Raw genomic sequence first — 24,545 nt, forward strand, 5'->3', positions numbered from 1 at the left:
CGGCCCGGCGGTGCACGCCGACCAGGCGCACGTCGGTGGCCGGCTGTTCCTGCGGGACAAGACCCGGCTGATCGGGAGCGGCCGCAGGGGTGTCGTGGTGCTGAGCGGGGCCCGCGTCAGCCGGTTCGACGGTGGGAGCAAGGTCGAGATGGCGGTGCGAGTGGGGCACGGTCCGCTCCTGGACCTGCGGGACATGGTGGTCGGGTCGACCGTGACGCTGCCCGTCCTCGTGTGCCCCCGCCGCGCACGGGGATCCACCTGCGCCTTCTCCAGTCGATGGGTGCAGCTGGACGAGTTCTCATACACCTCCCTCGGGCCGGAATGGGACTGGCAGCAGTGGCTGCACCTGATCCGCTGCCACACCCCGGACTATCACGCCTCCGCGTATCAGCGCCTCGCCGCCGTCGAGCGGGCGGCCGGGCACGATGGCACCGTGCGCGGTATCCTCATCGCACAACAGGAAGATCTCCGTCGCCGGAACCCGAAGGCGCTCGGCGGGCCGATGACGCAGTGGTTCCACTGGCTGTGGGGTGCGCTGGCCGGCTACGGCTACCGGGCCCGCCGCACCGCCGGAGCGCTCGCGCTGGTGCTGGCGATCTCTGGTGCGCTCGGCTGGTGCGCAGGCCAGGTCTCCACCCGTCCCGGTCATCTCGCCGCGGAACGAGTCACGACCGCGGCCGCCGCGGCCGGAACGCCTTGCTCCACAGTGGAGCTCGTCGGGCTCGGACTGGATCGCGGGCTGCCGCTGGGCACGACCGGCATGCGGGCGCGGTGCGACCTGGACACGGCTTCCAAGGCGGGGCAGGCGTTCACGGCCGCGATCTGGTTGGTGCAGCTGGCGGTGTGGGGGTTGGCCACGTTGGCGCTGGCCGGGTACACGAACCTGGTGCGCAAGCCCGGTTGAGTTGGAAAGCGGCGTAAGGGATTGGCGTCCCCTGCATGGTTCTTCGTCCGTGCGGCGGCAGGTGATCTTGCAGAACACTGCGCTGACATGGGCAATCTCACCAGACGTGGATTTCTGGGAGGCGTCGCGGGCGCCGGTGCGGTGACACTGGCGCCCTCCCCTGCCGCCGCGCGGGTGGCTGTGGAGGAACCTGGTGCCACAGCCACCTCGCCCCGCTTCTTCGGCCGGATGTTCGGAGGGTTGCCGCCGTTCGCGGAGAACACGCCACGCACGCAGGACGCGTTGCGGGCAATGGGCGCGATCGGCGGGCCACTGGACGCCAAGGATCCGTTGCACGAAGGGCCGATCCGACTGATCACCAACCCGGAGCTGAGTCCGGGCAACCTCGACAACCCCTTCCACACCGCGGGAATGACGTTCCTCGGGCAGTTCATCGACCACGACTTCACCTTCGACCTCAACTCCAGGCTCGCGGTGCCGGCGGTGCCCGAGCAGAGTCCGAACACGCGGAATCCCACCCTGTCACTGGATTCCGTGTACGGCGGCGGCCCGGTGCAGTCGCCGCAGCTGTACGACTCCAACGACCGCGCCAAGTTCCGCGTGGAGCACGGCGGTCTCTTCGAGGACCTGCCACGCCGTCAGGACGGTGTCGCGATCATCGGCGACCCGCGCAACGACGAGAACATCATGATCGCCGGTCTGCACGTGGCGATCCTGTTGTTCCACAACCGGATCGTCGATCGCCTCAGAGCACAGGGCACCCCGGCGGACCGGGTCTTCGCGGACGCGCAACGCACGGTCGTGTGGCACTACCAGTGGATCGTGGTGCACGAGTTCCTGCCGGCGACGATCGGCTTCGGCCTCACGCAGGACATCCTGACGCACGGCCGACGGTACTACCGGCCGGCGCAGGGCCAGCACTTCATGCCGGTGGAGTTCCAGGGCGCTTGCTACCGGTTCGGGCACAGCCAGGTGCGGCCGTCGTATCGAGCCAACCTCAAGGGAGACAGCAACAATCAGCCGTTCTTCGGCTTCGTCTTCGACCCGGCGGGCGAGGGACAGGCCGATCCGGTGGATCTGCGCGGCGGGCGGCGGGCGCGCCGGAGGTTCATCGGGTGGCAGACGTTCTTCGACTTCGGCGACGGCCAGGTGCGGCCGAACAAGCGGATCGACACGCACATCTCGACACCGCTGTTCAAGCTGCCTCTGGGCGCGATCGCGGACGGCCAGCCACCGATCTCCTTGCCACAGCGCAACCTGCTGCGGCACCTCACGTGGTCGCTGCCGTCCGGGCAGGCCGTCGCGAAGGCGATGGGCATCCCGGTGCTGGACAACATCCCGGAGCTGCGCGAGTTCGGCTTCGACCGCTCGACCCCGCTCTGGTACTACACGCTGCGCGAAGCCGAGACCCTCGGCGACGGCCTCTCGCTCGCGGGTGCCACCGCCCGACTGGTCGGCGAAGTGTTCGTCGGGTTGCTTCAACTCGATCCAGAGTCCTACTTGAGGCAGCAGCCTGGTTGGAAACCGACCTTGCCGTCGCGCAACGCCGGTCAGTTCACGATGGTCGACCTGCTCCGGTTCGCCCGCGTCGATCCCTCAAGTCGCGGCCAATAGGGTTGGGTGGTGTTCACCGTTTCGGAGCGCGAACAACTGCGCAGTGATCTGGTCAACGCCGCCGACACCGACCCGCGAGTGGTCGGGGCGGCGTTGACCGGTTCCGCGGCCGTCGGCATGCAAGACCGGTGGTCCGACATCGACTTCGCCCTGTCGGTAGACCGCGAGATCGACGCCGTCGTCACCGACTGGACCGCGCTGCTCTACGCGTGCGGCGCGGTCAGCCACCTCGATGTGCGACGCGGCTCGGTCCTGTTCCGCGTCTTCCTGATGCGCTCGACCCTTCAGGTCGACATCGCGTTCTGGCCGTCGACCGAGTTCGGCGCGACCGGCCCGACGTTTCGGCTGCTGTTCGGCGAGGCCAACTCGCTGCCGCAGAGCGCCCAGCCCGACCGCGCCGAGCTCATCGGCACCGCTTGGCTCTACGGCCTGCACACGCGGTCTTCCATCGCGCGCGGGCGGGTCTGGCAGGCGCTCTACATGCTCAACAACATGCGCGACCACGTGATGTCGTTGCACTGCTTGAACGAGGGCGTCAACGCGGTGCAGGGGCGCGGGCTGGACGATCTCGCGGACACCTCGCTGTTCGCCGGGACGCTTGCGCTCTCGGTGCATCCCGATGAGCTGCGGCGGGTGTTCGAGGTGCTGACCGGGCTGCTGGTGGCCGAGATCAGTGACTCAGCGCTGGCTGAGACCGTGCGGGCGCTGTCTCTCGGAGAAGCAGTGCAGCGGTGAGCAGCACCAGCACCGCCGCAGAGCCGTGCACCGCTAGCGCGAAGCCGACTGTGCCGCCGTGTGTGATCACGGCCAGGCAGTCGCCGATCGGGATGATCGAGTCCGCCAGGACCACCCAGCCGAGTGCGCGCCGTTGCTTGAGCAGCAACAGGATCAGGGCTGTCAGGCCGTACGCGAGGTCGCGCACGCCCTTCACGATGTAGTAGCCGTCGGGGTCGACGATGCCGAAACCCGCTGCGGCGCCTGGGCCGTTGAGCAGGTAGTTCAGGCCGAAGACGAACCCCGCCAGCACGACGAGCCAGCTCATGACCGTGGTGAGTCGCATTGCCGTCCTCCAGAATCTAGCGTTGCTAGCGAATAGAGCGACGCTAACACTAGTCGCGCTCGCATGTCTAGCGGTGCTAGATTCACTGCCGTGACCATCCAGAACCGGCGCGAACGCGAACGCGCGGAGCGCCACCAGCTGATCATCGACGCGGCACGTGACCTGGCCGAGTCGGAGGGCTGGGACGCGGTCACGACGCGGCGGCTCGCTGACAAGGTCGAATACAGCCAGCCGGTGCTCTACAGCCACTTCAAGGGCAAGGACGCGATCGTGCGCGCGGTCGCGATCCAGGGGTTCGGCGAGCTGGCCAGGTTGATGCGCAAGGCTCGCTCAACCCAGGGGAAGACTCGACTGCAGGCCGCGGCGGAGGCGTATCTGGAGTTCGCCCGCGAGCGGCCCGCGCTCTACGACGCGATGTTCGTGCAGCAGATCGACATCCCGTTCGGCACCGAGGAGACGCCGGCCGAGCTGCGTGACGCGTTCAGTGAGTTCGTGGCCGCGGTCGAGCCGGTGGTGGGCGACCGCGATCTGGAGACGCTCACGGAGGTGTTCTGGAGCGCGCTGCACGGCATCGCCACGCTCACGCACGGGAAACGACTGCGGCCCGATCACCACCAGGCGCGGCTGGACCTGGTGCTCAGGTCCGTTCAGCCCGGCACAGCACCATGACCGGCCCGGACCCGATCCTGGTCAGCACGACCGTGGCCTCGTCAGGACCCGCGAGCTTCAACCGCTTGCGCAAGGTGTTCGGGTCGATGTCCAGGCCGCGCACCAGGATCTCCAACCGCCCGATCCCGCGCGCCTTCAGCAACGACTTCAAGGACTTCTCGGTGTAGTGCGCGTGTTCGAGCACGCGGAACGCCCGGATGCCCGCAGGCGCGACATCCCCGCTCAGATACGCGATGCGTTCGTCGAGTTGCCACAGGCCGTGCCGCGCGGCGTAATGCCGCACCAGCCCGGCGCGCACGACCGCGCCATCCGGGTCGATGATCCACGAGCCGGGCGCGGCGACCGGGCAGTCGTCAGGTTCCAAGTCGGTGATCGTCCACGACGAGGAGCCGTGCAGAACGGTCGCGCGACGCGAAACCCCTTCGGTGGCAAGGCCGCGCGTCCACAGGCAGGCCTCGCGAACGGCGCCGTCCAACGACACCAGCTCGATCTCGTCGGCCCACGGCGCGACCGCGAAGTCGATCCCAGGCGCGCACTTCACCGCGAGATCGACTCCCGCGTAGACCTCGGACAGCTCGTCCAAGGGCGGCACGAAGTCCGCAGGGTGCCACTTGCGGCGGCCGGAGGAGTCACGACGGGCCGGGTCCGCGGTCACAGCGGCACCGCGCGACACGGGCTTCAAAGCATCGGCCTGGACGACGACCTGACCCGGAACGTTGTTGCGCGCCATGGCAAGCCGCACCGGGTCGAGATCCGAGCCGATGCACCGCGCCGCGACCGCGCTCAAGGCAGAAAGATCCGCGCCGATCGAACAAGTGACGTCGTGGACGTCACGACCAAGAAACCGAGAGGCGCGGTGGCGAGCAACCGGAGACGCGGTGGCCTGCTGCAAAGCGTCGTCGGTGAAGAGCCAAGACCCTGAAGAGTCCAGTTTGGACAATGCGCGCCGGCGCAGCAGCACGGTTTCCACGACGGGAGCGAACCGCGAGCCGAGCAACCGACGAGCGACACCGACGTCGTGCAGACGCGAAGAGTCCGTGAACGGCAACGCGTCCACCTCGGCGAGAGCGGCGACTCCGGCGGCAGAGCGCAGAAACGCCACGTCGTCCGAGGTGAACGCGTACCCCACTACTACGAAGACTTCTGACCGGTGACCGACACGTTGTAGAACACCTCGCGCGGCAGGACCTTCGCGAAGACGTTCTGGTCGACCCACGAGAGGTTCTGCCAGGTGCGGTAGGCGAACATCGCCCAGCCGAAGCCCAGCTTCTCGCGCGGCACGGCGGCCTCGAACGTGCGCACCGGCCACCCGAACAAAGCAGCGGAGAGCTCGTCCGTCACCGCGCGAACCGAAACGGCGCCCGCGCGACGAGCGGTCTTCTCCAGGTCGTCCGGGTCGAACGTGTGCAGGTCGACGACGGCCTCCAGCGCGGCCGCGCGCGAGGACTCGTCGAGCTCCTCCTGCGGGCGACGCCACCCCCCGAGCGCGGGCACGGCCTTGGTGACGTTGGTGGTCAGCCACCACGTCGCCTGGCCGAGCTTGCGGGCGTAGAAGTTGCCGATGTTCGTCGGGTCGCCCGCGAACACGAACTTGCCGCCCGGCTTCAGCACCCGCAGCACCTCGCGCATGGCCGCCTCCACATCCGGGATGTGGTGCAGCACCGCGTGGCCGACGACGAGGTCGAACGTGTTGTCGTCGTACGGGATGCGCTCGGCGTCGGCGACCCGGCCGTCGACGTCCAAGCCCAGGTGCTGGGCGTTGCGCAGCGCGACCTCGACCATGCCGGGCGACAGGTCGGTGACCGAGCCCTTCTTGATCACGTCGCCCTGCATCAGGTTCAGCAGGAAGAAGCCCGTGCCGCAGCCGAGTTCGAGAGCGTGCTCGTACGGGCCGGCATCACCAGCGACGGCCTTGAACCGATCCACGGCGTACGTGATGCAGCGGTCGTCGTACGAGATCGACCACTTCTCGTCGTACGTGCCCGCTTCCCAGTCGTGGTACAGCACGTTGGCGAGCTTGGGGTCCTTCCACGCGGCCTCGATCTCCTCGGCCGACGCGTGCGGGTTGGGTGCCGGGTCAGTTGCCACTGAACTTCGCCTTTCCGGGCCCGTTCGCGATGAACGACTCGACGCCCGCCTTCTTGTCCTCCGTCGCGAACAGCGCCGCGAACAGGTGGCTCTCCAGCTTCAGACCCGACTCCAGGTCGGTGTCGAGACCACCGTCGACGGCCGCCTTGGTCGCGGCCAGCGCGAGCACAGGCCCGTTGACGAACTGCTTGGCCCAGCGCTTGGCGGCCTCGTACACGTCATCGGGAGCGACGACCTCGTCGACCATGCCGATCTCCAACGCCTCCTGGGCGCCGACGAACCGGCCGGTGTAGAGCAGGTCCTTGGTGCGAGACGGACCGATCAACCGGGCGAGGCGCTGCGTGCCGCCACCACCGGGGATCAGGCCGAGCAGGATCTCGGGCTGGCCGACCTTGGCGTTGTCGCCGGCGATGCGGCGGTCACAGCCCAGCGCGACCTCGAAGCCGCCACCCAGCGCGTAGCCCGTGATAGCGGCGACGGTCGGCTTCGGCACGGAGGCCAGCGCGCCGAGCGCGTCCGACAGTGACTTGGCCCGCAGCGTCATCTCGGCGTGGGAGATCTGCGCGAACTCCTTGACGTCCGCACCGGCCGCGAAGACCTTCTCGCCGCCGTAGACGATGACCGCGTAGACGTCCGAGCGCTCCGACGCCTCCTTGGCCGCGGCCTGGAGCTCGGTCTGCACCTGCCGGTTCAGGGCGTTCATCGGCGGCCGATCCAGCCGGATCGTGCCGATCCCGTCCTCGACTTCCAGCCTCACGAACTCAGCCACGCAGCCCTCCATAGTTGTCGCGACGGCGGTGTCACGTTACCCGGCGGTAGCTTCTCAGACCTTTCGGCGGGCGAAGAACCGCTCCCCCGACTTTTGCAGTTCGAGGTCCTGACCGAACGTCTTTGAGAGGTTTTCCTCAGTCAGCACGTCGTCGAGCAGCCCCTGGGCCACGACCGAGCCCTCACGCAGCAGCAACGCGTGCGTGAAGCCGGGCGGGATCTCCTCGACGTGGTGCGTGACCAGGATCGTGGCCGGCGCGTCGGGGTCCATCGCCAGCTCGGAGAGCTTCGCCACGAGGTCCTCGCGTCCGCCCAGGTCAAGACCCGCGGCCGGCTCGTCGAGCAGCAGCATCTCGGGGTCCGTCATCAACGCGCGGGCGATCAGCGTGCGCTTGCGCTCGCCCTCGCTCAGCGTGCCGTAGAGGCGGTCGGCCAGGTGCTCGATGCCGAGGGTGCCGAGCAGCTCACGGGCGCGGTCGGTGTCGAGCTTGCCGTACTCCTCGCGCCAGCGGCCCAGGACCGCGTAGCCGGCGGACACGACCAGGTCGACGACCTTCTCGTCGCCGGGCACGCGGCCGTTCAGCGCGGCCGAGCACAGGCCGATGCGGGGCTTGAGCTCCTGGACGTCGGTCTTGCCGAGGCGTTCACCCAGGAGGTGGACCTTGCCCTTGGTCGGGTGCAGCTCGGCGCTGGCGAGCCGTAGCAGGGTGGTCTTGCCCGCTCCGTTGGGGCCGAGCACCACCCAGCGCTCGTCCAGCTCCACGCTCCAGTCGATGTTGCCGACCAGCGTGTTCTTCCCTCGACGGACCGACACGCCCGCCATGTGCACGACCAGATCTGTCACGTCGACGTCCGCCACGGGCCCATTGTTCCCAACGGCCTCCCTGCCCCCACCCATCGGGGTGTCCCGAGAGCGCTGCGCCGCCTGTGTGAACTCTCAAGTTTTTTGTCGGTGCCGGATGCCAAGATCGGAGGTATGGCTACGCGACCCGAGTCCGAGGTGCTGGCAGGCCGACCGTTCCCACTGGGGGCACACGCCGAAGCAGGCGGTGTCCGGTTCGCGGTGACGTCCCACGTCGCTGATGCGGTCGAGGTCTGTCTCATCGACGACGACGGGGCGGAGAAGCGGGTCGAGCTGACCGAACGGACGTTCGGCGTCTGGCACGGCCTCGTCCCCGGCGTCACGCCAGGCCAGAGGTACGGGTTCCGGGTGCACGGGCCGTACGACACGGGGCGCGGGCTGCGGTGCAACCCGGCCAAGCTCCTCGTCGACCCCTACGCGCGGCAGATCACCGGGAAGATCACGGACCTGCGGGCGTCGCTGGGCTACGTCGGCGACCCGATGCACGGGCCGCCGTCGGCCGTCGACTCGCTCGGCAGCGTCCCCCTGAGCGTCGTGAGCTCACCGGGCGGCGCGGACACCGGCGTGAAGCCCGAGGTGCCGTTCGAAGAGGCCGTCATCTACGAGATGCACGTCAAGGGCTTCACCAAGAACCACCCGGACATCCCGGAGAAGCTGCGCGGCACCTACCTCGGTCTGGCGCACCCGGCGGCGATCGGGCACCTCACCCGCCTCGGCGTCACCAGCGTCGAGCTGCTGCCGGTCCAGGCCTTCCAGGACGAACCGTCGCTGATCAGCAGGCGCGCGACCAACTACTGGGGCTACTCGCCGCTGGGCTACTGCGCGCCCCACGCGGCGTACGCGAGCGAGCCGGGCAACGAGATCCAGGAGTTCCGGACGATGGTCGCGGCACTGCACGCGGCGAACATCGAGGTGCTGATCGACGTCGTCTACAACCACACCTGCGAGGGCGGTCCGGACGGGCCGACGCTCTGCTTCCGCGGGTACGACGCGCCGGGCTACTACCTGCACGCGGGCGGCGGCAGCACGGTCGACATCACCGGCTGCGGCAACACGCTGGACGCGGGGTCGCCGCAGGTCGTGCGGCTGGTCACGGACTCGCTGCGGTACTGGGCCGACGAGATGGGCGTGGACGGGTTCCGGTTCGACCTCGCCTCCACGATGGGGCGGCCGAACGGCGGGTTCTTCGACCGCGACTCGGCCCTGCTCACCGCCATCACCACGGACCCGGTGCTGTGCCGCAGCAAGCTGATCGCGGAGCCGTGGGACGCGACGGGCGACGGTTACCGCGTCGGCGACTTCGGCGTGCAGTGGGCGGAGTGGAACGGCCGGTACCGCGACACGGTCCGCGACTTCTGGCGCGGCCACACGTCGGTGCGCGACCTCGCATACCGGCTCTCCGGGTCGTCAGATCTCTACGCGGACGACCTGCGCCGCCCGTGGCAGTCGATCAACTTCATCACCGCGCACGACGGGTTCACGCTGCGCGATCTGGTGTCGTACAACGACAAGCACAACGAGGAGAACGGCGAGGAGAACCGCGACGGCACGAACGACAACCGGTCGTGGAACTGCGGCGCCGAGGGGGAGACGAAGGACCCGGAGATCCTGGCGCTGCGGGCCAAGCAGGCACGGAACCTGCTCGCGACGCTCGTGCTGTCGACCGGCACGCCGATGCTGACGGCGGGCGACGAGATGTGGCGCACGCAGGGCGGCAACAACAACCCGTACTGCCTCGACAACGCGGTCTCCTGGGTCGACTGGACGGAGACGGACGCCGGCAAGTCGCTGCTCGGGTTCGCCCAGCGGCTGATCGAGCTGCGGGCGGGCTCGCCCGCGTTGCGGCAGCCCCAGTTCTTCGAGGGCCGCACGACGCCCAGCGGCAACCCGGACCTGGTGTGGTTCCGGCCGGACGGCCACGAGATGGCCGAGACCGACTGGTTCGACGAGGGGCGGCGGACGCTCGGCATGTTCATCGACGGCTCGAACTGCCTCTCACGCACGCGGGAAGGTGAGCTCGTGTCGGACGACTCGTGGCTGTTGCTGATGCACGCCGGTGCGGACGCGATCACGGTGACACTGCCGCACGAGCGGTATGGCCCGTCGTACGAGCCGTATCTGGACACGGCGACGGCGGACGGTTCGCCGTCCGAGCCCGACGGCCTGCTGCCGCGAGCGAAGCTCACAATGGAAGCACGCTCGCTGCTACTGCTCCGCGTACCGCGCTGATTCGCCGGTCGCGCGAAGCTGGCGGTCCAAATTCTGGGCAACCGCACGGTAATTGGCGGGTGTGACGCCGGTCATCTTCTTGAAATGGTCGCGCAACGTACTCGCGCAACTGAATCCGACAGAGCGCGCGATCTGGTCGACGGTGTCGTTCGTGGTTTCGAGCAACGTCTTCGCGCCGTCGATGCGGCGAGCCAGGATCCACTGGCCGGGCGAGAGGCCGGTCTCGGCCCGAAATCTTCGGATCAGGGTGCGTTGCGACAGATGCGCTCGGGTGGCGAGTTCACTCAGCGGCAACGCGGATTCCAGGTTGTGGACAATCCATTCCCGAAGGACGGCCAGGCTATCAGGTTCACCCCATTCCTCGCTTGCATTCGACAGCGATCGGACAGGCAAGCCGTCCGAGTCACGCCGGGTGAGATGCCGCAGCAACGCGATGGTGCCGGCCGTGTCACTGGCCGTCGAAACGCCCTCCCATTCGACGTACGGAACGCCCGAAGCAACGTCCACCTGCGGAAACCGGCGCGCGAACACGTCAGACCACTCGACGCTCACCGCCGCCGTGCCGTCGTTCAGCACACCGGCTTCGGCCAGCACGAAGGCACCGGTCGAGAGCCCGACAAGGCGCGACCCAGCCGACCGGGCGGCCTGCAGCGCACCAATGACGTCCTGCGCGGCGGAACGGTTGACGCTGGTGAATGCGGGTATTACCACGGTGTCCGCGAACTTCAGCAGTTCGAGTCCGCCGTGCGTCTCAATTAGCAGCCGGTGCGAGGTGCGCACGCCATTCCCAGCGCGGCAGGCATATCTCAATTGGTAACGGGTAGCGCCTTCACCGAGGTCGTCCTCGAATGTTCTGGACACCATCCCGAGATCAAGCAACACCACGCCTTCTGGCACGAACACCACAACTCGATGCATTGGCGCGATTCCTCCCCCAGTTGGCGATTTTCACCCCTTGGCGGCAGCGGAGGTTGCTGCCGAGAATAGCAACCACTCCGCCGTTTTCGCCGACACGAGGGAGCAACGACGTGCCCAGCAAATCGACTGCAGGACCTGCCGTGCTCGACGTGGAAACGGTGGACCCGTGGTTCGTAATGCTCAGTCCGACGGAACCCGTGCGCGGCGAGGTGGCGGCACTCGGCGGGACCGAACCCGAGCCCGAGGTCGTCGAGTCGATCGATCACAAATCAATCCGCCTGACCGCGCTCACGGAGGCGGAGACGTTCGTCGGCAAGATCCGAGCGAAGCTCAACCGGATCGACGACCCGGCGCGGCGGATCTTCGAGCTGATGGCGTGCGGGCGGTACCGGGCCGGCAGCGTCGAGAAGACCCGCTTCGCCGAGAACTGGGAGCTGTGGCAGGACACCCTGCGGCTGCACGTCGAGCAGGGCACGCCGATCCCGGTGACGCTGCCGTCGTACCCGTTCAAGATCCCGAACCCCGTCAAGGTCCGGCGCCGCTCACCCGACATGGCGGAGCTGCTCAACCTGCAGCGGTTGATCGAGCTGAGCCACGCGATCAGCCTCGTGCACGAGCCGGGCGCAGTCATGCACGTGATCAGCGACGGCATGATCTACGGCCCGTTGTTCGGCGTGAGCGACCACGAGGCGCGCTGCTACCGCGCGGACGCCGAGCAGATGATCCGCGACCTCGACGCCGAGAAGACGATCACGATGGTCGACATGCTCGATGACGTCGTGGCGTCCGTGCAGGACGAGTTCGACGACGTGAAGGCCCGCCTTGAGCCGAAGGTGCGCAAGTGGTGGGAGGACAACACCGACGACGCCCACCGGAAGTACCTCGTACGCAACCTCACGGCGAACATGAACACACATGCAGAAGCCGTGCATCTGCTCAGTCAGGTGCTGTCGCGCACGGTCGCCGGTGAGGACGTAACCGAAGCGGCAGAAGAGATGCGCGCGGTCGGCGACCACATCCTGAAGCGCGCCGACGAGTACGCGCTGCGCTTCACGCTGACGCTCTACACGTTGAAGGTCATGAACATGGTGCCGCGCTTCTACCCGCAGTCGATCCGCGGCACCGTGCACCCGAAGCCCGGCCAGTGGGGCTTCCACCTCGTCAACAAGTTCACGAACGTCTTCCCGTGGCAGGGCGTCGCCGTGTTGAAGCCGAACGGCCAGTGGCGGGTGCGCACCGAGCTCGACGCCAAACTGCGCGGCGCGATCCCGGTGCACCTCCCGAACGACCCGTTCCCCTACTACTACCGCGAGATCAACTAGGCAGGTCGATGTACTCGCGCGGGTCCGCCATCGCCGGATCGATCATGAGCTTGCCGACGCTGTGGTACCCGAGCGCGTACCGGCCGCGCCTCGGGTCCCAGCGCCGGTACTCGTTCAACGCCTGGAGCTTGCGGGCGAACTGCCGGTCGCTCAACGAAAGCACGTAGTCGGCCGTCCGCTGCGGGAGCGGGTAGGTGTAGCCGTAGACCCAGTAGAAGCGGAAGTCGAGTCCTGCCAACCCTTCCGCCGCCTCCCGGCACGCCTTGTGCGTCAGGTTGGGCTCGTTGGGATCCCATCCGTGGACCACGTCGCGGTAGCCGTTGACCAGCTTGTGGGACGCGCCCGGACAACGGGCCTCGAACTCCAGGATCACGTCCCGGACCTCCCGCACGAACCCGGCGTAGTCGGTCCACGCGGAGTCCGGCCGGTCCCGGATGACGACCTTGTCGACGCCGAGCCGTTGCGCCGCCGCACGGAACTCGGCGGTGCGCGCCCGGACGATGTCGTCCTGCACCAACCCGAAGCGGTGTGAACCACCGCCGGGGCAGTCCCGCCCGAGTGGACAGTCCTCCGTGCCGTTCATGATGTCGAGCAATCCGCCGTTCTCGCCGCGGGTGAGCAGCACGAGGATCACCGGACGGCCGGCTTCCTTGTGCTCGCGGATCGATCCGGCCATGGCGAGCGACTCGTCGTCCTGGTGCGGCGAGTAGAAGATCGCCGGCGGAGGCGCCGCCGCGTTGGCCGTGCCTGGTAGCAGGGTTGCGGCGGCACCGAGTGCGAGCGCCTTTCGGCGACTGAGCTCCATCTCTGGTGCGTACGGCGTCCCAGCAGGTGGACGCAACCTCTGGTCAAGACCACAGACCACGCTGTGGACGCACTAGCCACCCTCCGGCCGTGTCTGGCAACATCACGGCCGTGGTGGTCTATTGCTGGACGGACCGCACGATCGACCTCGTTCTCGTCGCGTCGTGCGGGTGTAGCTCGACGCGACGCATGCGTTGAGCCGTTCAGCCACGCCATTTGCGTCGCGTCTGACCGCTATCCCGTACCAGTGACGCGGCCATCAGGAGCGAGTGCGTGACTTCGACCTACACCGACCAAGATCAATTCGACCTGCACCCGGTGCTGGACAGCCAGCTGCTGCGCGACGTGATCCACCCGTCCCGGTCGCTGTGGACCCCGCGCGAGCTGCGCGACCTGACCTCGTTCGTCGCGAGTGAGCTGACCACGGGGCTGCTCTCGATCCTCGACTACTCGACCGAACGCCGCTGGTGGGCGCGGCTCGGCCTGACCGAGGGCGTGGAGCTGTGGCTGCTGTCGTGGCTGCCGGGTCAGGGCACCGAACCGCACGACCACGGCGGCTCGGCCGGGTCGTTCACCGTGCTGACCGGCAAGCTGAACGAGGACTACCGCTACCCCGCCGGGCCGATCCGGTCCGCGGTCCGCAACACCGGCGAGGCGCTGGGCTTCGGCTCCGGCCGCGCGCACCAGGTCACCAACCCGTTCGACGCGCCGGCCGCGACCGTGCACGCCTACTCGCCACCGCTCGTGCCGACCCGCGAGTACGCGTCGCTGCTCGACATCCCCGACTCGATTCCGCCGCTGCCCGCTCAGCGCCTCCCCCTGTCCGAACTGCGTCAGCTGGCCGACCAGGAGGGCCCGTGAGCAACGTCGACACCATCCTCGAAGAGGCCCGCTCCCATCTGAAGCGCCTCGAACCGCACGAGCTGCACGGCCTCAAGGACGCGCTGATCGTCGACATCCGGCCGATCCACAACCGGCTGGCCGAAGGCGAGATCGAGAACTCGGTCGTGGTCGAGCGGATCGTGCTGGAGTGGCGGCTGGACCCCGTCGGAGACTGGCGGCTGCCCGGCTTCGACGCGGACACGACCGTCGTCGTGGTCTGCAACGAGGGTTGGGCCTCGTCGCTCGCCGCACGCGACCTGCAGCGAGTCGGGCTCGCCAACGCCACCGACCTCGTCGGCGGGTACCGCGGCTGGCGCGCGGCCGGCCTGCCGATCCGTGAGGGCGGCTCGCAGGCAGTGGTCTGAACTCCGGGGTGGAACCGGTGTCACACCGGTAGCGTCTGGAGACCGTGACTGTTGTGCGCTGGGTCGTCGCGGCCCTTGTGGTGGCCGGAACGATCGCCTGGACCCTCGGCGAGTGGTACCTCGGGCTGGCCGGCGCGCTCGTCGGGCTCGTGCTGGAACTGACGGCGGCTCAAGCAGGTCTGGCGCTCGGTGCCGTCCTCTTCGGACTCCGGATCACCCACGTGATCATCGGTCTCGGCGGCGAGCTCAAGTCGTGGACCAGGACGCACCAGCGGATCGTGCTGCGCAACATCCCGGTGCTCGCGACCGTCGGCATCACCGGACTGAAGCCGGGCGTGCGCCGGCGGACGGTCCTGACCGGCGCGTTCGCGATCGTCTTCTGCGCGGCGGTCGCGGCGGCCACCTGGCTCGCGACCGGCGCCGCGTTCGGCAAAGGCCTGGCGCTCGCCGCGACCGCGTGCTTCTTCCTGCAGCTCATGCCGGTCGAGAAGCCCGGTCACACCAGCCTGGGCTGGTTCATCTTCGGGTTGCCGCGCGTCACCGGGCGCCGGCTCGGCGAGCTGGAGGCGCGGCCGCGGGTGCTGGCCGGCATGGACGCCTACCACCGCGGTGACATCGACGAGGCCGAGCGGATCCACGCCGAGCTGGAGCGGGACCACCCGGAGCTGCTCACCGTGGTCGGGCTCAAGGTCGTCACGGCGTGTGCGCGCGAGCGGTACCTGGAGGCACTGCAGACCGTGATCGGGCTGAGCGGGCGGCAGGACCTCGGCACGCGCGAGCTGGCGTTCGTCATGGCGACCACGGCCGGGGTCGCGGTGCAGGCGGTGGAGTCCGGGCAGTTCCCGGAGGAGGTCGGGCTGTCCACCGCGCGCAGCATGCTCGACAACGCCTACGCGGCCGGGTATCCGAAGCACCGGGCGCACGGAACGCTCGCGCTGATCGCGTTGATCGAGGGCGACACCGCCAAGGCGCGGCAGCTCGCCGGCTGGTCGGCGGAGGCCAGTGAGAACGCGCTGGGGCGGGCGGAAGACCTGATCACCATCGCGCGCGCGTGGATGGCGGACGGCAACAACGCGAAGGCCCGCGAGCTCGCGGCCGAAGCGCACGAGCTCGCGGGCTGGAATCCGCGGGTGGCGGCGACCCGCGCCCGTCTGGAGATCAGCTAGCCGCAAAGATCAGCTAGAGGGAAATGATCAGCCGGGGAAAGCCGGCGAATTGTTGCCGTTCCCACCCGAGTTGCCTGCGCCGACGTTGTTGCCGCCGCCACCGTTGCTGTTGCCGTTACCTCCGTTGTTGTTGTTTCCGACGTTGTTGCCGTTGCCTCCGATGTTGCCCGATCCGGTGACGTTGCCGTTGCCGGGAGTCCACGGGTTGTGCGACAGCGCGGTGACCGTGATGGGGCCTACCAGCTGCGTGTCCAGCACATCACGGCTCTGCGTGGGAGCGGCGTGTGCAGTCGACGCGAACAGGCCCATGCCTGCGAGTGCGACACCGAGGACGATTGCTTTCTTGATCATCTGCAGTTTTCCGTTCTGCGAGCAGCGGATCGAGCAATCGCAGGTTAACCACATCATCTCGGCGAAAACGAATCGGTAGCACCATTGTGTGCATTCCGGGAAAACGCTTGAGCTGCGGCAAACGGGTGACCGTGCAGGTTGAATCGACTATTCCGGACTGCACGGAATACTACGGAATGCACACAGAGAAAGGGCCCGTCACCGAGACCGGTGACGGACCCTTTCTCACCCCGCGTCGGCGATCAGTTCTTCTCGACCGGCAGCGGCAGGCCCGGCAGCGCGGGCAGACCACCCGGAGGCGCCGGCAGGCCGCACTTCTGCAGCAGGTCGGTGACGGTCTTCAGCAGCGTCGTCAGGATGCCGGTGAGTTTGCCGACGTCCGGCAGGCCACCGCTGGCCGCGCCGAGGATCGTGCCGCCGAGGCCGGCGATGGACGAGATCAGGTTCAGCACGACCGGCAGGCACTGGTCGACCGGGCCGTTGTACTCGACGGCCTTCACCGGGAGCGGTACGCCCGGCACGCTGACCGGTGGTGTCGGCAGACAGCCGGAACTCTGCAGCGCGGTGACCAGGTTCAGCAGGTCACCGATGAGCGGTGTCACGGCGCCGACGTTCGGAATGGGCAACAGGCTGCCGACGACTTTCGTGAGCTTCCCGGCGAGATCCGTCACGAGGCCGGCGCAGGCGGCAGGGAGTTCTGGCGCGGCAGGAGCCGCACTGGCAGCCGGGACGGTGGACGCGGTGAACAGAGCTGCAACGAGCGAGAGTGCGGTAATCGTTTTCTTCACGGCTACCTTCTTCCTCAATGCGCAATTCACTGGAGCCGCGCCGGAAATGCCGAGTAGGAATTCTGGTGCGGTTCATTCCATGCGACAGAGCGTATGCCTGTGTACGCACCCCTACCAGCGGAGATCGCGAATTCACCCACTCGAAAAAGGGCTCATTCGATTGAGGGAAGGCCCTGAATCGTGCACGCGCCTGACGCAGGTCACGAGCAGTGATCAGGAAACAAAGAAGACGGACACATCAGGGCATCCAGCCCGCCGTTTGAAGGCGAACTGGATGCCCTGTGTTGATCTAAGCCGTGCTCAGCTGGCCAGAACGACCCTGCCGAGTTCCGCGGACGTCGCCAGCAGGCCGTGCCGCGGCAGCACGCGCACGGTGTAGCCGAGCGCACCGGCGTGCGGCAGCGGCACCTCGGCCTCGTAGTTGCCGTTGCCCGCGTAGGTCATCGGCGCGCTGACGATGTCCTTCAGCTCGTCGGAGTCGTGCGACACCTTGCCGAGCACGACCTGAACGTCCACTTCGGACGGCTCCAGCCCGGCCAGCTCGACCCGCGCGCGCACGATGACCGGCGACCCGAGCACGGGCACCGAGGAACCGCCGAGCACCAGGTCGCTGTCGAGCACCCGCACGCGCGTCCAGGACGCGCGCAGCCGGTGCCGGTACGCGGACAGCTCCTTCGCACCGCGGTAGCCCTCGCCGACGACGTTCTGGGCGGACGCGGCGGCCGGCGCGTAGTAGGTCTCGACGTACTCGCGGACCATGCGCGAGGCCTGCACGACCGGCCCGAGCGAGGCCAGCGTGTGCCGGACCATCGACATCCAGCGGGTCGGCACGCCGTCCTCGCCGCGGTCGTAGAACAGCGGCGCGACCTGCGAACCGAGCAGCTCGTACAGGGCGTTGGCCTCCAGGTCGTCCCGGCGGATCGGGTCGTTCACGCCGTCCGCGGTCGGGATCGCCCAGCCGTTCGACCCGTCGTACAGCTCGTCCCACCAGCCGTCACGGATGGACAGGTTGAGGCCGCCGTTGAGGGCCGCCTTCATGCCGGACGTGCCGCACGCCTCAAGAGGACGCATCGGGTTGTTCAGCCACACGTCGCAGCCCCAGTAGAGGTACCGGGCCATGGACATGTCGTAGTCCGGCAGGAACACGATCCTGTGCCGCACACCCGCGTCGTCGGCGTAGCGCACGATCTGCTGGATCAGCGCCTTGCCGCCGTCGTCCGCCGGGTGTGACTTGCCCGCGACAACGAGCTGCACGGGCCGTTCGGGGTGCAGGAGGAGGTTCCTGAGCCGCTCCGGGTCGCGCAGCATCAGCGTGAGGCGCTTGTACGTCGGCACGCGTCGTGCGAAGCCCACGGTCAGCACGTCCGGGTCGAACACCGAGTCGGTCCAGCCCAGCTCCAACGCCGACGCGCCGCGCTGCAGCCACGACTCGCGCAGCCGCCTGCGGACCTCGTTGACCAGCCGGCCGCGCAGCGTCGACCGCAGCTCCCACAGCCCGGCGTCGGTGACCGGCTCGAACGCGCCGATGCCGAGGCCCGTGCTGGTCTGGGTGTCCGCTTCGGACGCACCGAGCAGCCTGCTCATCTCGGTCGCCGCCCACGTCGGCCCGTGCACGCCGTTGGTGACCGACCCGATCGGCACCTCGGTGGCGTCGAAGCCCGGCCACAGCCCGCGGAACATGTCCCGGCTGACCTCACCGTGCAGTTTGGACACACCGTTCGCGCGCTGGGCGAGCCGCAGCCCCATGTGGGCCATGTTGAACATGCCGGGGTTGTCCTCGGCGCCCAGAGCGAGGATCCGCTGGGTGTTCACGCCGGGCACGAGGTTCTCGGCGCCGAAGTAGTGCTGGACCAGGTCGACCGGGAAGCGGTCGATGCCGGCGGGCACGGGCGTGTGCGTGGTGAACACGGCACCCGCGCGCGCAGCCGTCAGCGCCTGGTCGAAGTCGAGACCGTCGTTGGTGATGTACTCGCGGATCCGCTCCAGGCCGAGGAAGCCCGCGTGGCCCTCGTTCGTGTGGAACACCTCGGGCTGCGCGTGCCCGGTGAGCTCGCAGAACGTCCGGACGGCCCGCACGCCGCCGATGCCCGCGAGGATCTCCTGACGGATCCGGTGGTTCTGGTCGCCGCCGTAGAGCCGGTCCGTGACGCCGCGCAGGTCCTCGTCGTTCTGCTCCACGTCCGAGTCGAGCAGCAACAGCGGGACCCGCCCGACCTGCGCCTTCCAGATCTTCGCGCGCAACATCCGGTCGCCCGGCATGGCCACGTGGACCAGCAGCGGCAGCCCGGACGGCTCGGTCAGCAGCTCCAGCGGCAGCCCGCGCGGGTCGAGCACCGGGTAGTGCTCGACCTGCCAGCCGTCGAGCGACAGCGACTGCCGGAAGTACCCGGACCGGTAGAGCAGGCCCACGGCGATGAGCGGCACGCCGAGGTCACTGGCCGCCTTGAGGTGGTCGCCGGCGAGGATGCCGAGACCGCCCGAGTAGTTCGGCAGTGCCTCGTGCACGCCGAACTCCATCGAGAAGTACGCGACGCTCGTCGGCAGCGGGGTGTCCGGCGCACCGTGCTCCCGGCGCCCGGCGATCTCGTCCTGCCTGCGCTGGTACCAGCGCGGCCCTTCGACGTAGCGCTCCAGATCGGACGCCAGCGCGTGGAGCTTGAGCAGGAACTGCTCGTCTCTGGCGAGGGACTCCAGCCTCCCCGCGTCGACGACGGAGAGCAGGCGCAACGGGTCGCCACCCACCTCGGACCAGACGCGGGGGTCGATCGAGGTGAAGAGTTCCTGCGTGGGCGGGTGCCACGTCCAGCGCAGGTTGGTGGCGAGCGTGCTCAGCGCGGACAGGGGCTCCGGCAGGCTGGCTCGGACGGTGAACCGGCGAAGTGCTCGCATGACGAGCGAACTTACCTGCCACCCCACCTGGCCTGACAACGTTCCCGGTCACACCTGCAACGACTTGCAGAACCGGTCAAGAGCGGGTGGGGTCGTGAGCAGCCGATACTGGACTCATGTCTCAGTTGGCGGACGAGTTCGTCGCGCACGTCCACGAGCGCGCGGCCGACCGCTCCGGCAAGCGCGAGTGCTGGTCGTACACGCGCGGCGACATCACCCTCACGCTCGGCCTCGGTCCCGGTGTGGGGTTCGCACTGTGGACGGACGGGCAGGAATGGATCACTTCGGGCGGGACGAACGAAGAGCCCGTCACGTATGAAACGGACGAATGGACCACAGAGGACTTTCCGCCCGGCTGCGAGCTCCCCGTCGAGGTGATCGTGGGCGTGCTGGAGCGGTTCGTCGAGCACGGTGACCGCTCCAGCGACGTCGAGTGGGAGCCGTTCAGCCCCGGTTCTCCTCCACGATGAGCAGCTTGTCGCCCTTCCCGGAGATCGTGAGGACGTGCTCCTCGGTCACGGTCTCGTTCGACTCGGCCTTGGTCAGCGCCAACGCCGTCGTGACGGTGAACTTGCCGTCGCCGGACGCCTGGACCACCGGGTTTCCCTTGACCGCGACCTTCGTGAACTGACCCCAGTACTCCTTCTCGGCGTAGTCGCTGGGCGCGTTCTCCGGGTCCCAGTCCTCGCGGGCACCCGAGGCGTCCTGCGGCAGCTTCGCGTAGTGCTGCTTCACGAACTGGACGACCTGGGCCGTCGTGAACTTGGTCGCGGGCGGCGCCGACGACGGCGGCTTGGTCGTGGTCGTCGGCTTCGGCTTCTCGGACGTGGTGGTCGGCGCGGTGCCCTGCCCTGCGGTCTGCTGCTGGGTCGGCGTCGGCGTGCTCGACGACGAGTTGCTGGGGCCGGCCGCGCTGTTGTCCTTCTTCTGACTCTGGACGATCGCGTACGCGACGCCCGCGATGAGCAGCACCGCGAGGATCGAGGCGACGACGGCGAGACCGCGGTTGCTCTTGCGCGGCGGCTCCGGCTCCTCGATGGGCGCGGGCGGCCTGGTGCGCGGGCCCTGCGGCGGCATCGGGCGCGCGGTCTGCGTGCCGGGGCCGGAGGCCGGCATCACAGCGGTGCCGCGCGGCGGCGTCATCGGGCGCGGCGGGATCACGGCGGTGGCCGGCACGGGGTTGCCCTCCGCGATGGCCTTCAGCTCCGCCGCCGCCTGGGCAGCGGTGGGGCGCTGCGACGGCTCGTTGGCGAGCAGGCGGGTCAGCAACGGCGTCAACGCACCGGAGCGCATCGGCGGGCGGGTCTCGCCGCGCGCGACCTTGTAGAGCAGGCCGAGGTCGTTGGTGCTCTTCCCGAACGGCGGTTCGCCCTCGGTCATCGCGTAGAGCGTCGCGCCGAGCGAGAACACGTCCGACGGCGGCGCGGGGTCCGCGCCGCGCGCGAGCTCCGGCGCGAGGTAGGCGGGCGTGCCGGCGAGCATGCCGGTCTTGGTCACCGCGACGTCGCCCAGCGCGCGCGAAATTCCGAAGTCGGTGATCTTGACGTTGCCGTCGCGTCCAATGAGGACGTTTCCGGGTTTGATGTCGCGGTGGACGATCCCGGCCTCGTGCGCGGCGGCCAGCGCCGAGGCGGCCAAAGATCCGATGCGCGCGGCCTCGACGGGCGGCATCGGGCCGCGCTCGTCCAAGATCGCCGACAGGTTCTTGGACGGCATGTACTCCATGACCAGACACGGCTTGCCCGCGTCGACCACGACGTCGTACACGGCGATCGCGTTCGGGTGCTGCAGCCGTGCCGCGATGCGCCCCTCCCGCATCGCGCGCTGCACGGCCTCGTGGGCCTCGTGCGGCTGCACGTCGTTGAGCAGCATCTGCTTGACCGCGACGTCCCGGTGCAGGAGTTCGTCGCGTGCGCGCCACACGACGCCCATCGCACCGGCACCGAGCTGGTCGAGCAGGACGTAGCGGTCGCCAAGCTTGTTCACGCGCGGGACGGTACCCAACGCGACTTAAGAACGCCGTCACTTGGTCGGGTTCGGTCCACCAAGAGGACGTGAGGTGGTCACATGATGGCGAGAGACCCTGGACACACCGGTGGCTCAAGGTGTGCGATCGACAACGGCGGGGTACGGATCTACAAGGGGTAACCCGCTGACAGGCCGCTTGATCGAGCAAGGCAGGATTACGAGCGACGCGGAGCGACACGGCGGAAGGGCGCTGCCGATGAGTGGACGGCTCGGTATCGACGACGTATCCCCGGTGGTGTCGGCTGGCAGGTATCCAGCCAAAGCCGTTGTGGGAGAACACATTCCGGTCCAAGCAACAGTCTGGCGCGAGGGACACGACAAGCTCGCGGCGACAGTTTCGTGGCGCGGACCGAACGACCGAGTCGCTCGCCAGACACGCATGCACGAGGTCGGCATCGGCCTCGACAGGTGGGGCGCGACGATCGTTCCCGACCAGGAAGGCGCGTGGACGTTCCGGATCGATGCGTGGAGTGACCCCTGGGGCACCTGGAACCACGCCGTTGAGGTGAAGATCGCGGCCGGACAAGGCCCCGGCGATCTCGCAAACGATCTTGAACTCGGCGCACAGCTACTCGATCGGGTGGCACGCCGACCCGATCGCAGGCAAGAGCGAGCACTTCTCACGTATGCGGCGGAAGCACTCCGCGACGAGGACCGGCCGCTGAACGAACGCGTCGGGCCCTCGTTCGCCGACGAGGTGCAGAAGATCATGTTCGAGCACCCCGTGCGCGAGCTGATCACCAAGGGCAAGACGCACAAGGTCTGGTGCGACCGCAAGAAGGCCGCGTTCGGCTCCTGGTACGAGTTCTTCCCGCGCAGCACCGGCGGGATCGACGAGACCGGTCAGGCGGTGCACGGCACGTTCGCCACGGCCACCAAGGAGCTCGACCGGGTCGCGGCGATGGGCTTCGACGTCGTCTACTTCCCGCCGATCCACCCGATCGGGCGAGTGAATCGGAAGGGCCCCAACAACACGCTCGTCGCCGGCCCCGAGGACACCGGTTCGCCGTGGGCCATCGGCGCGGACGAGGGCGGCCACGACGCGATCCACCCGCAGCTCGGCACGATCGAGGACTTCGACGCGCTCGTCGAACGCGCGCAGGAGCTCGGCCTGGAAGTGGCGCTGGACTTCGCGCTGCAGTGCGCGCCGGACCACCCGTGGGTGCTCAAGCACCCGGAGTGGTTCACCACGCGCCCCGACGGCACGATCGCGTACGCGGAGAACCCGCCCAAGAAGTACCAGGACATCTACCCGATCAACTTCGACCTCGACCCGCAGGGCCTCTACCACGAGGTGCTCCGGGTGGTCCTGTACTGGGCCGAGCACGGGGTGCGGATCTTCCGGGTCGACAACCCGCACACCAAGCCGCCGGACTTCTGGCAGTGGCTGATCTGGAAGGTCAAGGAGGTCTACCCGGACGCGCTGTTCCTGTCCGAGGCCTTCACCCGTCCGGCGCGGCTCTACGGCCTGGCCAAGCTCGGCTTCACCCAGTCCTACACGTACTTCACGTGGCGGACCGGCAAGCAGGAGCTGATCGAGTTCGGCGAGGACCTGCGCGACCACTGGGACGAGGCGCGGCCGAACCTCTTCGTGAACACCCCGGACATCCTGCACGAGTCGCTGCAGCACGGCGGCCCCGGAATGTTCGGGCTCCGGGCGGCGCTGGCGGCCACGCTCGCGCCGAGCTGGGGTGTCTACAGCGGCTACGAGCTGTTCGAGCACGAGGCCGTCAAGCCCGGCAGCGAGGAGTACCTCAACTCCGAGAAGTACCAGCTGCGGCCCCGCGACTACGCCCGTGCACTGGCGGACGGGCGGTCGTTGGAACCGTGGCTGCGCAAGCTGAACCACATCCGCAAAGCGCACCCGGCACTCCAGCAGATGCGCACGCTGAAGTTCCAACACGTCGACAACGACGCGTTGCTCGCCTTCTCCAAGCGCGACCCGGAGACGGGCGACACGGTCGTGGTCGTCGTCAGCCTCGACCCGCACGCCGCGCAGGACGGGACGCTGTACCTCGACCTGCCGGAGCTCGGGTTCGACTGGCACGAGCGGGTGATCGCGCACGACGAGGTCACCGGCGAGACGTGGGACTGGGGACAGGCCAACTACGTCCGCCTCGAGCCGTGGCGTGCCACCGCGCACGTCGTGAGCCTGCAACGCCGCTTCAGCTGATCAACCCGCACAACCCTCGACGAGGTGGGCATCATGGTCGACGACTCCCGTCCCGACGCTGCGCTCGGGTTGGAAGGAACACCGCACACCGGCGAAGCCGTCGACGACGAGGGCTTCCTGGTCGAACCGCAGTCCGAGGACTTCAAGTCAGCCAAACCGGCGTCGGCGAACCCGAGCTGGTTCAAGGGCGCTGTCTTCTACGAGGTCCTGGTCCGCGCGTTCAGCGACTCCAACGGCGACGGGACCGGTGACCTCAGAGGACTCGCCTCCCGCCTGGACTACCTGGAGTGGCTCGGCGTCGACTGCCTCTGGCTGCCGCCGTTCTACGCCTCGCCGCTGCGCGACGGCGGGTACGACATCAGCGACTTCCGCGCGGTGCTGCCGGAGTTCGGCACCGTCGAGGACTTCGTGTACCTGCTGGAGGAGGCGCACCGGCGCGGGATCCGCGTGATCACCGACCTCGTGCTCAACCACACCAGCGACGCGCACCCGTGGTTCCAGGAGTCGCGGACGAACCCGGACGGCCCGTACGGCGACTACTACGTGTGGAGCGACGACGACTCGCGCTACAGCGACGCACGGATCATCTTCGTCGACACGGAGTCGTCGAACTGGACGTACGACCCGGTGCGCGGGCAGTTCTTCTGGCACCGCTTCTTCAGCCA

The 24,545-nt window shown here is 68.4% G+C and carries 22 protein-coding genes and 1 pseudogene; 12 read left to right on the forward strand and 11 right to left on the reverse strand.

Annotated features, from left to right (window positions below; all coding sequences use genetic code 11):
• From LFM09_RS48920 to LFM09_RS48930, 3 genes and pseudogenes are all read left to right on the forward strand, one after another.
• Positions 1 to 904: pseudogene (locus LFM09_RS48920) on the forward strand (hypothetical protein); the annotation flags it as partial.
• Positions 905 to 991: 87 nt separating this feature from the next.
• Positions 992 to 2,518, forward strand: a complete 1,527-nt coding sequence (locus tag LFM09_RS48925; protein ID WP_414103522.1) for a peroxidase family protein — start codon at positions 992 to 994, stop codon at positions 2,516 to 2,518.
• Between the two features lie 9 nt (positions 2,519 to 2,527).
• Positions 2,528 to 3,253, forward strand: coding sequence for a nucleotidyltransferase domain-containing protein (locus LFM09_RS48930; RefSeq protein WP_414103523.1), 726 nt, complete (start codon positions 2,528 to 2,530; stop codon positions 3,251 to 3,253).
• Here the strand turns inward: LFM09_RS48930 and LFM09_RS48935 are convergent.
• Complete coding sequence (locus tag LFM09_RS48935; RefSeq protein WP_414103524.1) at positions 3,189 to 3,578, reverse strand: DUF4267 domain-containing protein; 390 nt, start codon at positions 3,576 to 3,578, stop codon at positions 3,189 to 3,191. The two genes, LFM09_RS48930 and LFM09_RS48935, sit on opposite strands and share 65 nt — an antisense overlap.
• 90 nt (positions 3,579 to 3,668) lie before the next feature.
• Here LFM09_RS48935 and LFM09_RS48940 point away from each other — a divergent pair, with 90 nt between their 5' ends.
• On the forward strand, positions 3,669 to 4,247 hold the full coding sequence (locus LFM09_RS48940; protein WP_414103525.1) for a TetR/AcrR family transcriptional regulator: 579 nt from the start codon (positions 3,669 to 3,671) through the stop codon (positions 4,245 to 4,247).
• On the opposite strand, the gene LFM09_RS48945 is transcribed toward LFM09_RS48940, so the two are convergent.
• Genes LFM09_RS48945 through LFM09_RS48960 form a run of 4 tightly spaced genes read right to left on the reverse strand, consistent with a single transcriptional unit; the run spans position 4,216 to position 8,001 of the window.
• Positions 4,216 to 5,376 carry a THUMP-like domain-containing protein gene (locus tag LFM09_RS48945; protein ID WP_414103526.1) on the reverse strand — a complete coding sequence of 387 codons (1,161 nt, stop codon included), beginning with the start codon at positions 5,374 to 5,376 and terminating at the stop codon, positions 4,216 to 4,218. The genes LFM09_RS48940 and LFM09_RS48945 overlap by 32 nt on opposite strands.
• Before the next feature lie 2 nt (positions 5,377 to 5,378).
• A complete protein-coding gene (locus LFM09_RS48950; protein ID WP_414103527.1) occupies positions 5,379 to 6,335 on the reverse strand; it encodes a class I SAM-dependent methyltransferase in 957 nt (318 codons plus the stop codon).
• Positions 6,325 to 7,104 (reverse strand): enoyl-CoA hydratase/isomerase family protein, encoded by a 780-nt coding sequence (locus tag LFM09_RS48955; protein WP_414103528.1) that lies wholly within the window; start codon positions 7,102 to 7,104, stop codon positions 6,325 to 6,327. The genes LFM09_RS48950 and LFM09_RS48955 overlap by 11 nt, the downstream gene beginning before the upstream one ends.
• Before the next feature lie 54 nt (positions 7,105 to 7,158).
• Positions 7,159 to 8,001 carry an ABC transporter ATP-binding protein gene (locus LFM09_RS48960; protein ID WP_414103529.1) on the reverse strand — a complete coding sequence of 281 codons (843 nt, stop codon included), beginning with the start codon at positions 7,999 to 8,001 and terminating at the stop codon, positions 7,159 to 7,161.
• Between the two features lie 78 nt (positions 8,002 to 8,079).
• On the opposite strand from LFM09_RS48960, the gene glgX reads away from it, so the two are divergent.
• A complete protein-coding gene (gene glgX, locus LFM09_RS48965) occupies positions 8,080 to 10,194 on the forward strand; it encodes a glycogen debranching protein GlgX (RefSeq protein ID WP_414103530.1) in 2,115 nt (704 codons plus the stop codon).
• Here glgX and LFM09_RS48970 read toward each other — a convergent pair.
• Positions 10,171 to 11,112 carry a GlxA family transcriptional regulator gene (locus tag LFM09_RS48970; RefSeq protein ID WP_414103531.1) on the reverse strand — a complete coding sequence of 314 codons (942 nt, stop codon included), beginning with the start codon at positions 11,110 to 11,112 and terminating at the stop codon, positions 10,171 to 10,173. The two genes, glgX and LFM09_RS48970, sit on opposite strands and share 24 nt — an antisense overlap.
• A 110-nt stretch (positions 11,113 to 11,222) precedes the next feature.
• Here LFM09_RS48970 and LFM09_RS48975 point away from each other — a divergent pair, with 110 nt between their 5' ends.
• A complete protein-coding gene (locus LFM09_RS48975) occupies positions 11,223 to 12,434 on the forward strand; it encodes an L-tyrosine/L-tryptophan isonitrile synthase family protein (protein WP_414103532.1) in 1,212 nt (403 codons plus the stop codon).
• On the opposite strand, the gene LFM09_RS48980 is transcribed toward LFM09_RS48975, so the two are convergent.
• Positions 12,427 to 13,239 carry a PIG-L deacetylase family protein gene (locus LFM09_RS48980; protein ID WP_414103533.1) on the reverse strand — a complete coding sequence of 271 codons (813 nt, stop codon included), beginning with the start codon at positions 13,237 to 13,239 and terminating at the stop codon, positions 12,427 to 12,429. The two genes, LFM09_RS48975 and LFM09_RS48980, sit on opposite strands and share 8 nt — an antisense overlap.
• A 272-nt stretch (positions 13,240 to 13,511) precedes the next feature.
• Between LFM09_RS48980 and LFM09_RS48985 the strand changes: the two genes are divergently transcribed.
• From LFM09_RS48985 to LFM09_RS48995, 3 genes are read left to right on the forward strand one after another with little or no spacing between them, the layout of a single operon-like run.
• Positions 13,512 to 14,099 carry a cysteine dioxygenase gene (locus LFM09_RS48985; protein ID WP_414103534.1) on the forward strand — a complete coding sequence of 196 codons (588 nt, stop codon included), beginning with the start codon at positions 13,512 to 13,514 and terminating at the stop codon, positions 14,097 to 14,099.
• Positions 14,096 to 14,485, forward strand: coding sequence for a rhodanese-like domain-containing protein (locus LFM09_RS48990; protein WP_414103535.1), 390 nt, complete (start codon positions 14,096 to 14,098; stop codon positions 14,483 to 14,485). The genes LFM09_RS48985 and LFM09_RS48990 overlap by 4 nt, the downstream gene beginning before the upstream one ends.
• 44 nt (positions 14,486 to 14,529) lie before the next feature.
• Positions 14,530 to 15,651 (forward strand): hypothetical protein, encoded by a 1,122-nt coding sequence (locus tag LFM09_RS48995; RefSeq protein ID WP_414103536.1) that lies wholly within the window; start codon positions 14,530 to 14,532, stop codon positions 15,649 to 15,651.
• Positions 15,652 to 15,678: 27 nt separating this feature from the next.
• Here the strand turns inward: LFM09_RS48995 and LFM09_RS49000 are convergent, their stop codons facing one another.
• The 3 genes from LFM09_RS49000 to glgP all read right to left on the reverse strand — a co-directional run bounded on the left by LFM09_RS49000 (position 15,679) and on the right by glgP (position 19,679).
• The gene (locus LFM09_RS49000; RefSeq protein WP_414103537.1) at positions 15,679 to 16,002 is read right to left on the reverse strand and encodes a hypothetical protein; all 324 of its coding nucleotides are present in this window, start codon (positions 16,000 to 16,002) and stop codon (positions 15,679 to 15,681) included.
• A gap of 242 nt (positions 16,003 to 16,244) precedes the next feature.
• Complete coding sequence (locus LFM09_RS49005) at positions 16,245 to 16,790, reverse strand: hypothetical protein (RefSeq protein ID WP_414103538.1); 546 nt, start codon at positions 16,788 to 16,790, stop codon at positions 16,245 to 16,247.
• 300 nt (positions 16,791 to 17,090) lie between these two features.
• Positions 17,091 to 19,679, reverse strand: coding sequence for an alpha-glucan family phosphorylase (gene glgP / locus LFM09_RS49010; RefSeq protein WP_414103539.1), 2,589 nt, complete (start codon positions 19,677 to 19,679; stop codon positions 17,091 to 17,093).
• 116 nt (positions 19,680 to 19,795) lie between these two features.
• Here glgP and LFM09_RS49015 point away from each other — a divergent pair, with 116 nt between their 5' ends.
• Positions 19,796 to 20,149 (forward strand): Imm1 family immunity protein, encoded by a 354-nt coding sequence (locus LFM09_RS49015; RefSeq protein WP_414103540.1) that lies wholly within the window; start codon positions 19,796 to 19,798, stop codon positions 20,147 to 20,149.
• On the opposite strand, the gene LFM09_RS49020 is transcribed toward LFM09_RS49015, so the two are convergent.
• Entirely contained in the window at positions 20,124 to 21,665 is a 1,542-nt protein-coding gene (locus LFM09_RS49020; protein WP_414103541.1) for a serine/threonine-protein kinase, read from the reverse strand. The two genes, LFM09_RS49015 and LFM09_RS49020, sit on opposite strands and share 26 nt — an antisense overlap.
• A 238-nt stretch (positions 21,666 to 21,903) precedes the next feature.
• Here LFM09_RS49020 and LFM09_RS49025 point away from each other — a divergent pair, with 238 nt between their 5' ends.
• Complete coding sequence (locus LFM09_RS49025; RefSeq protein ID WP_414103542.1) at positions 21,904 to 23,880, forward strand: maltotransferase domain-containing protein; 1,977 nt, start codon at positions 21,904 to 21,906, stop codon at positions 23,878 to 23,880.
• A 33-nt stretch (positions 23,881 to 23,913) separates the two neighbouring features.
• A partial coding sequence (locus LFM09_RS49030) for an alpha-amylase family glycosyl hydrolase (RefSeq protein ID WP_414103543.1) occupies positions 23,914 to 24,545 on the forward strand: 632 nt, incomplete at its 3' end.

Source organism: Lentzea alba (genome assembly GCF_047445655.1).
Lineage (GTDB): Bacteria > Actinomycetota > Actinomycetes > Mycobacteriales > Pseudonocardiaceae > Lentzea > Lentzea alba_A.

Excerpts from the sequence above, each read along its gene's own strand:
- LFM09_RS48970 (WP_414103531.1), bottom strand. The coding sequence starts at position 11,112 with ATGCATCGAGTTGTGGTGTTCGTGCCAGAAGGCGTGGTGTTGCTTGAT.
- LFM09_RS49015 (WP_414103540.1), top strand. The coding sequence starts at position 19,796 with ATGTCTCAGTTGGCGGACGAGTTCGTCGCGCACGTCCACGAGCGCGCG.
- glgP (WP_414103539.1), bottom strand. The coding sequence starts at position 19,679 with ATGCGAGCACTTCGCCGGTTCACCGTCCGAGCCAGCCTGCCGGAGCCC.
- LFM09_RS49000 (WP_414103537.1), bottom strand. The coding sequence starts at position 16,002 with ATGATCAAGAAAGCAATCGTCCTCGGTGTCGCACTCGCAGGCATGGGC.
- LFM09_RS48935 (WP_414103524.1), bottom strand. The coding sequence starts at position 3,578 with ATGCGACTCACCACGGTCATGAGCTGGCTCGTCGTGCTGGCGGGGTTC.
- LFM09_RS49025 (WP_414103542.1), top strand. The coding sequence starts at position 21,904 with ATGAGTGGACGGCTCGGTATCGACGACGTATCCCCGGTGGTGTCGGCT.
- LFM09_RS48925 (WP_414103522.1), top strand. The coding sequence starts at position 992 with ATGGGCAATCTCACCAGACGTGGATTTCTGGGAGGCGTCGCGGGCGCC.
- glgX (WP_414103530.1), top strand. The coding sequence starts at position 8,080 with ATGGCTACGCGACCCGAGTCCGAGGTGCTGGCAGGCCGACCGTTCCCA.
- LFM09_RS48980 (WP_414103533.1), bottom strand. The coding sequence starts at position 13,239 with ATGGAGCTCAGTCGCCGAAAGGCGCTCGCACTCGGTGCCGCCGCAACC.
- LFM09_RS48960 (WP_414103529.1), bottom strand. The coding sequence starts at position 8,001 with ATGGGTGGGGGCAGGGAGGCCGTTGGGAACAATGGGCCCGTGGCGGAC.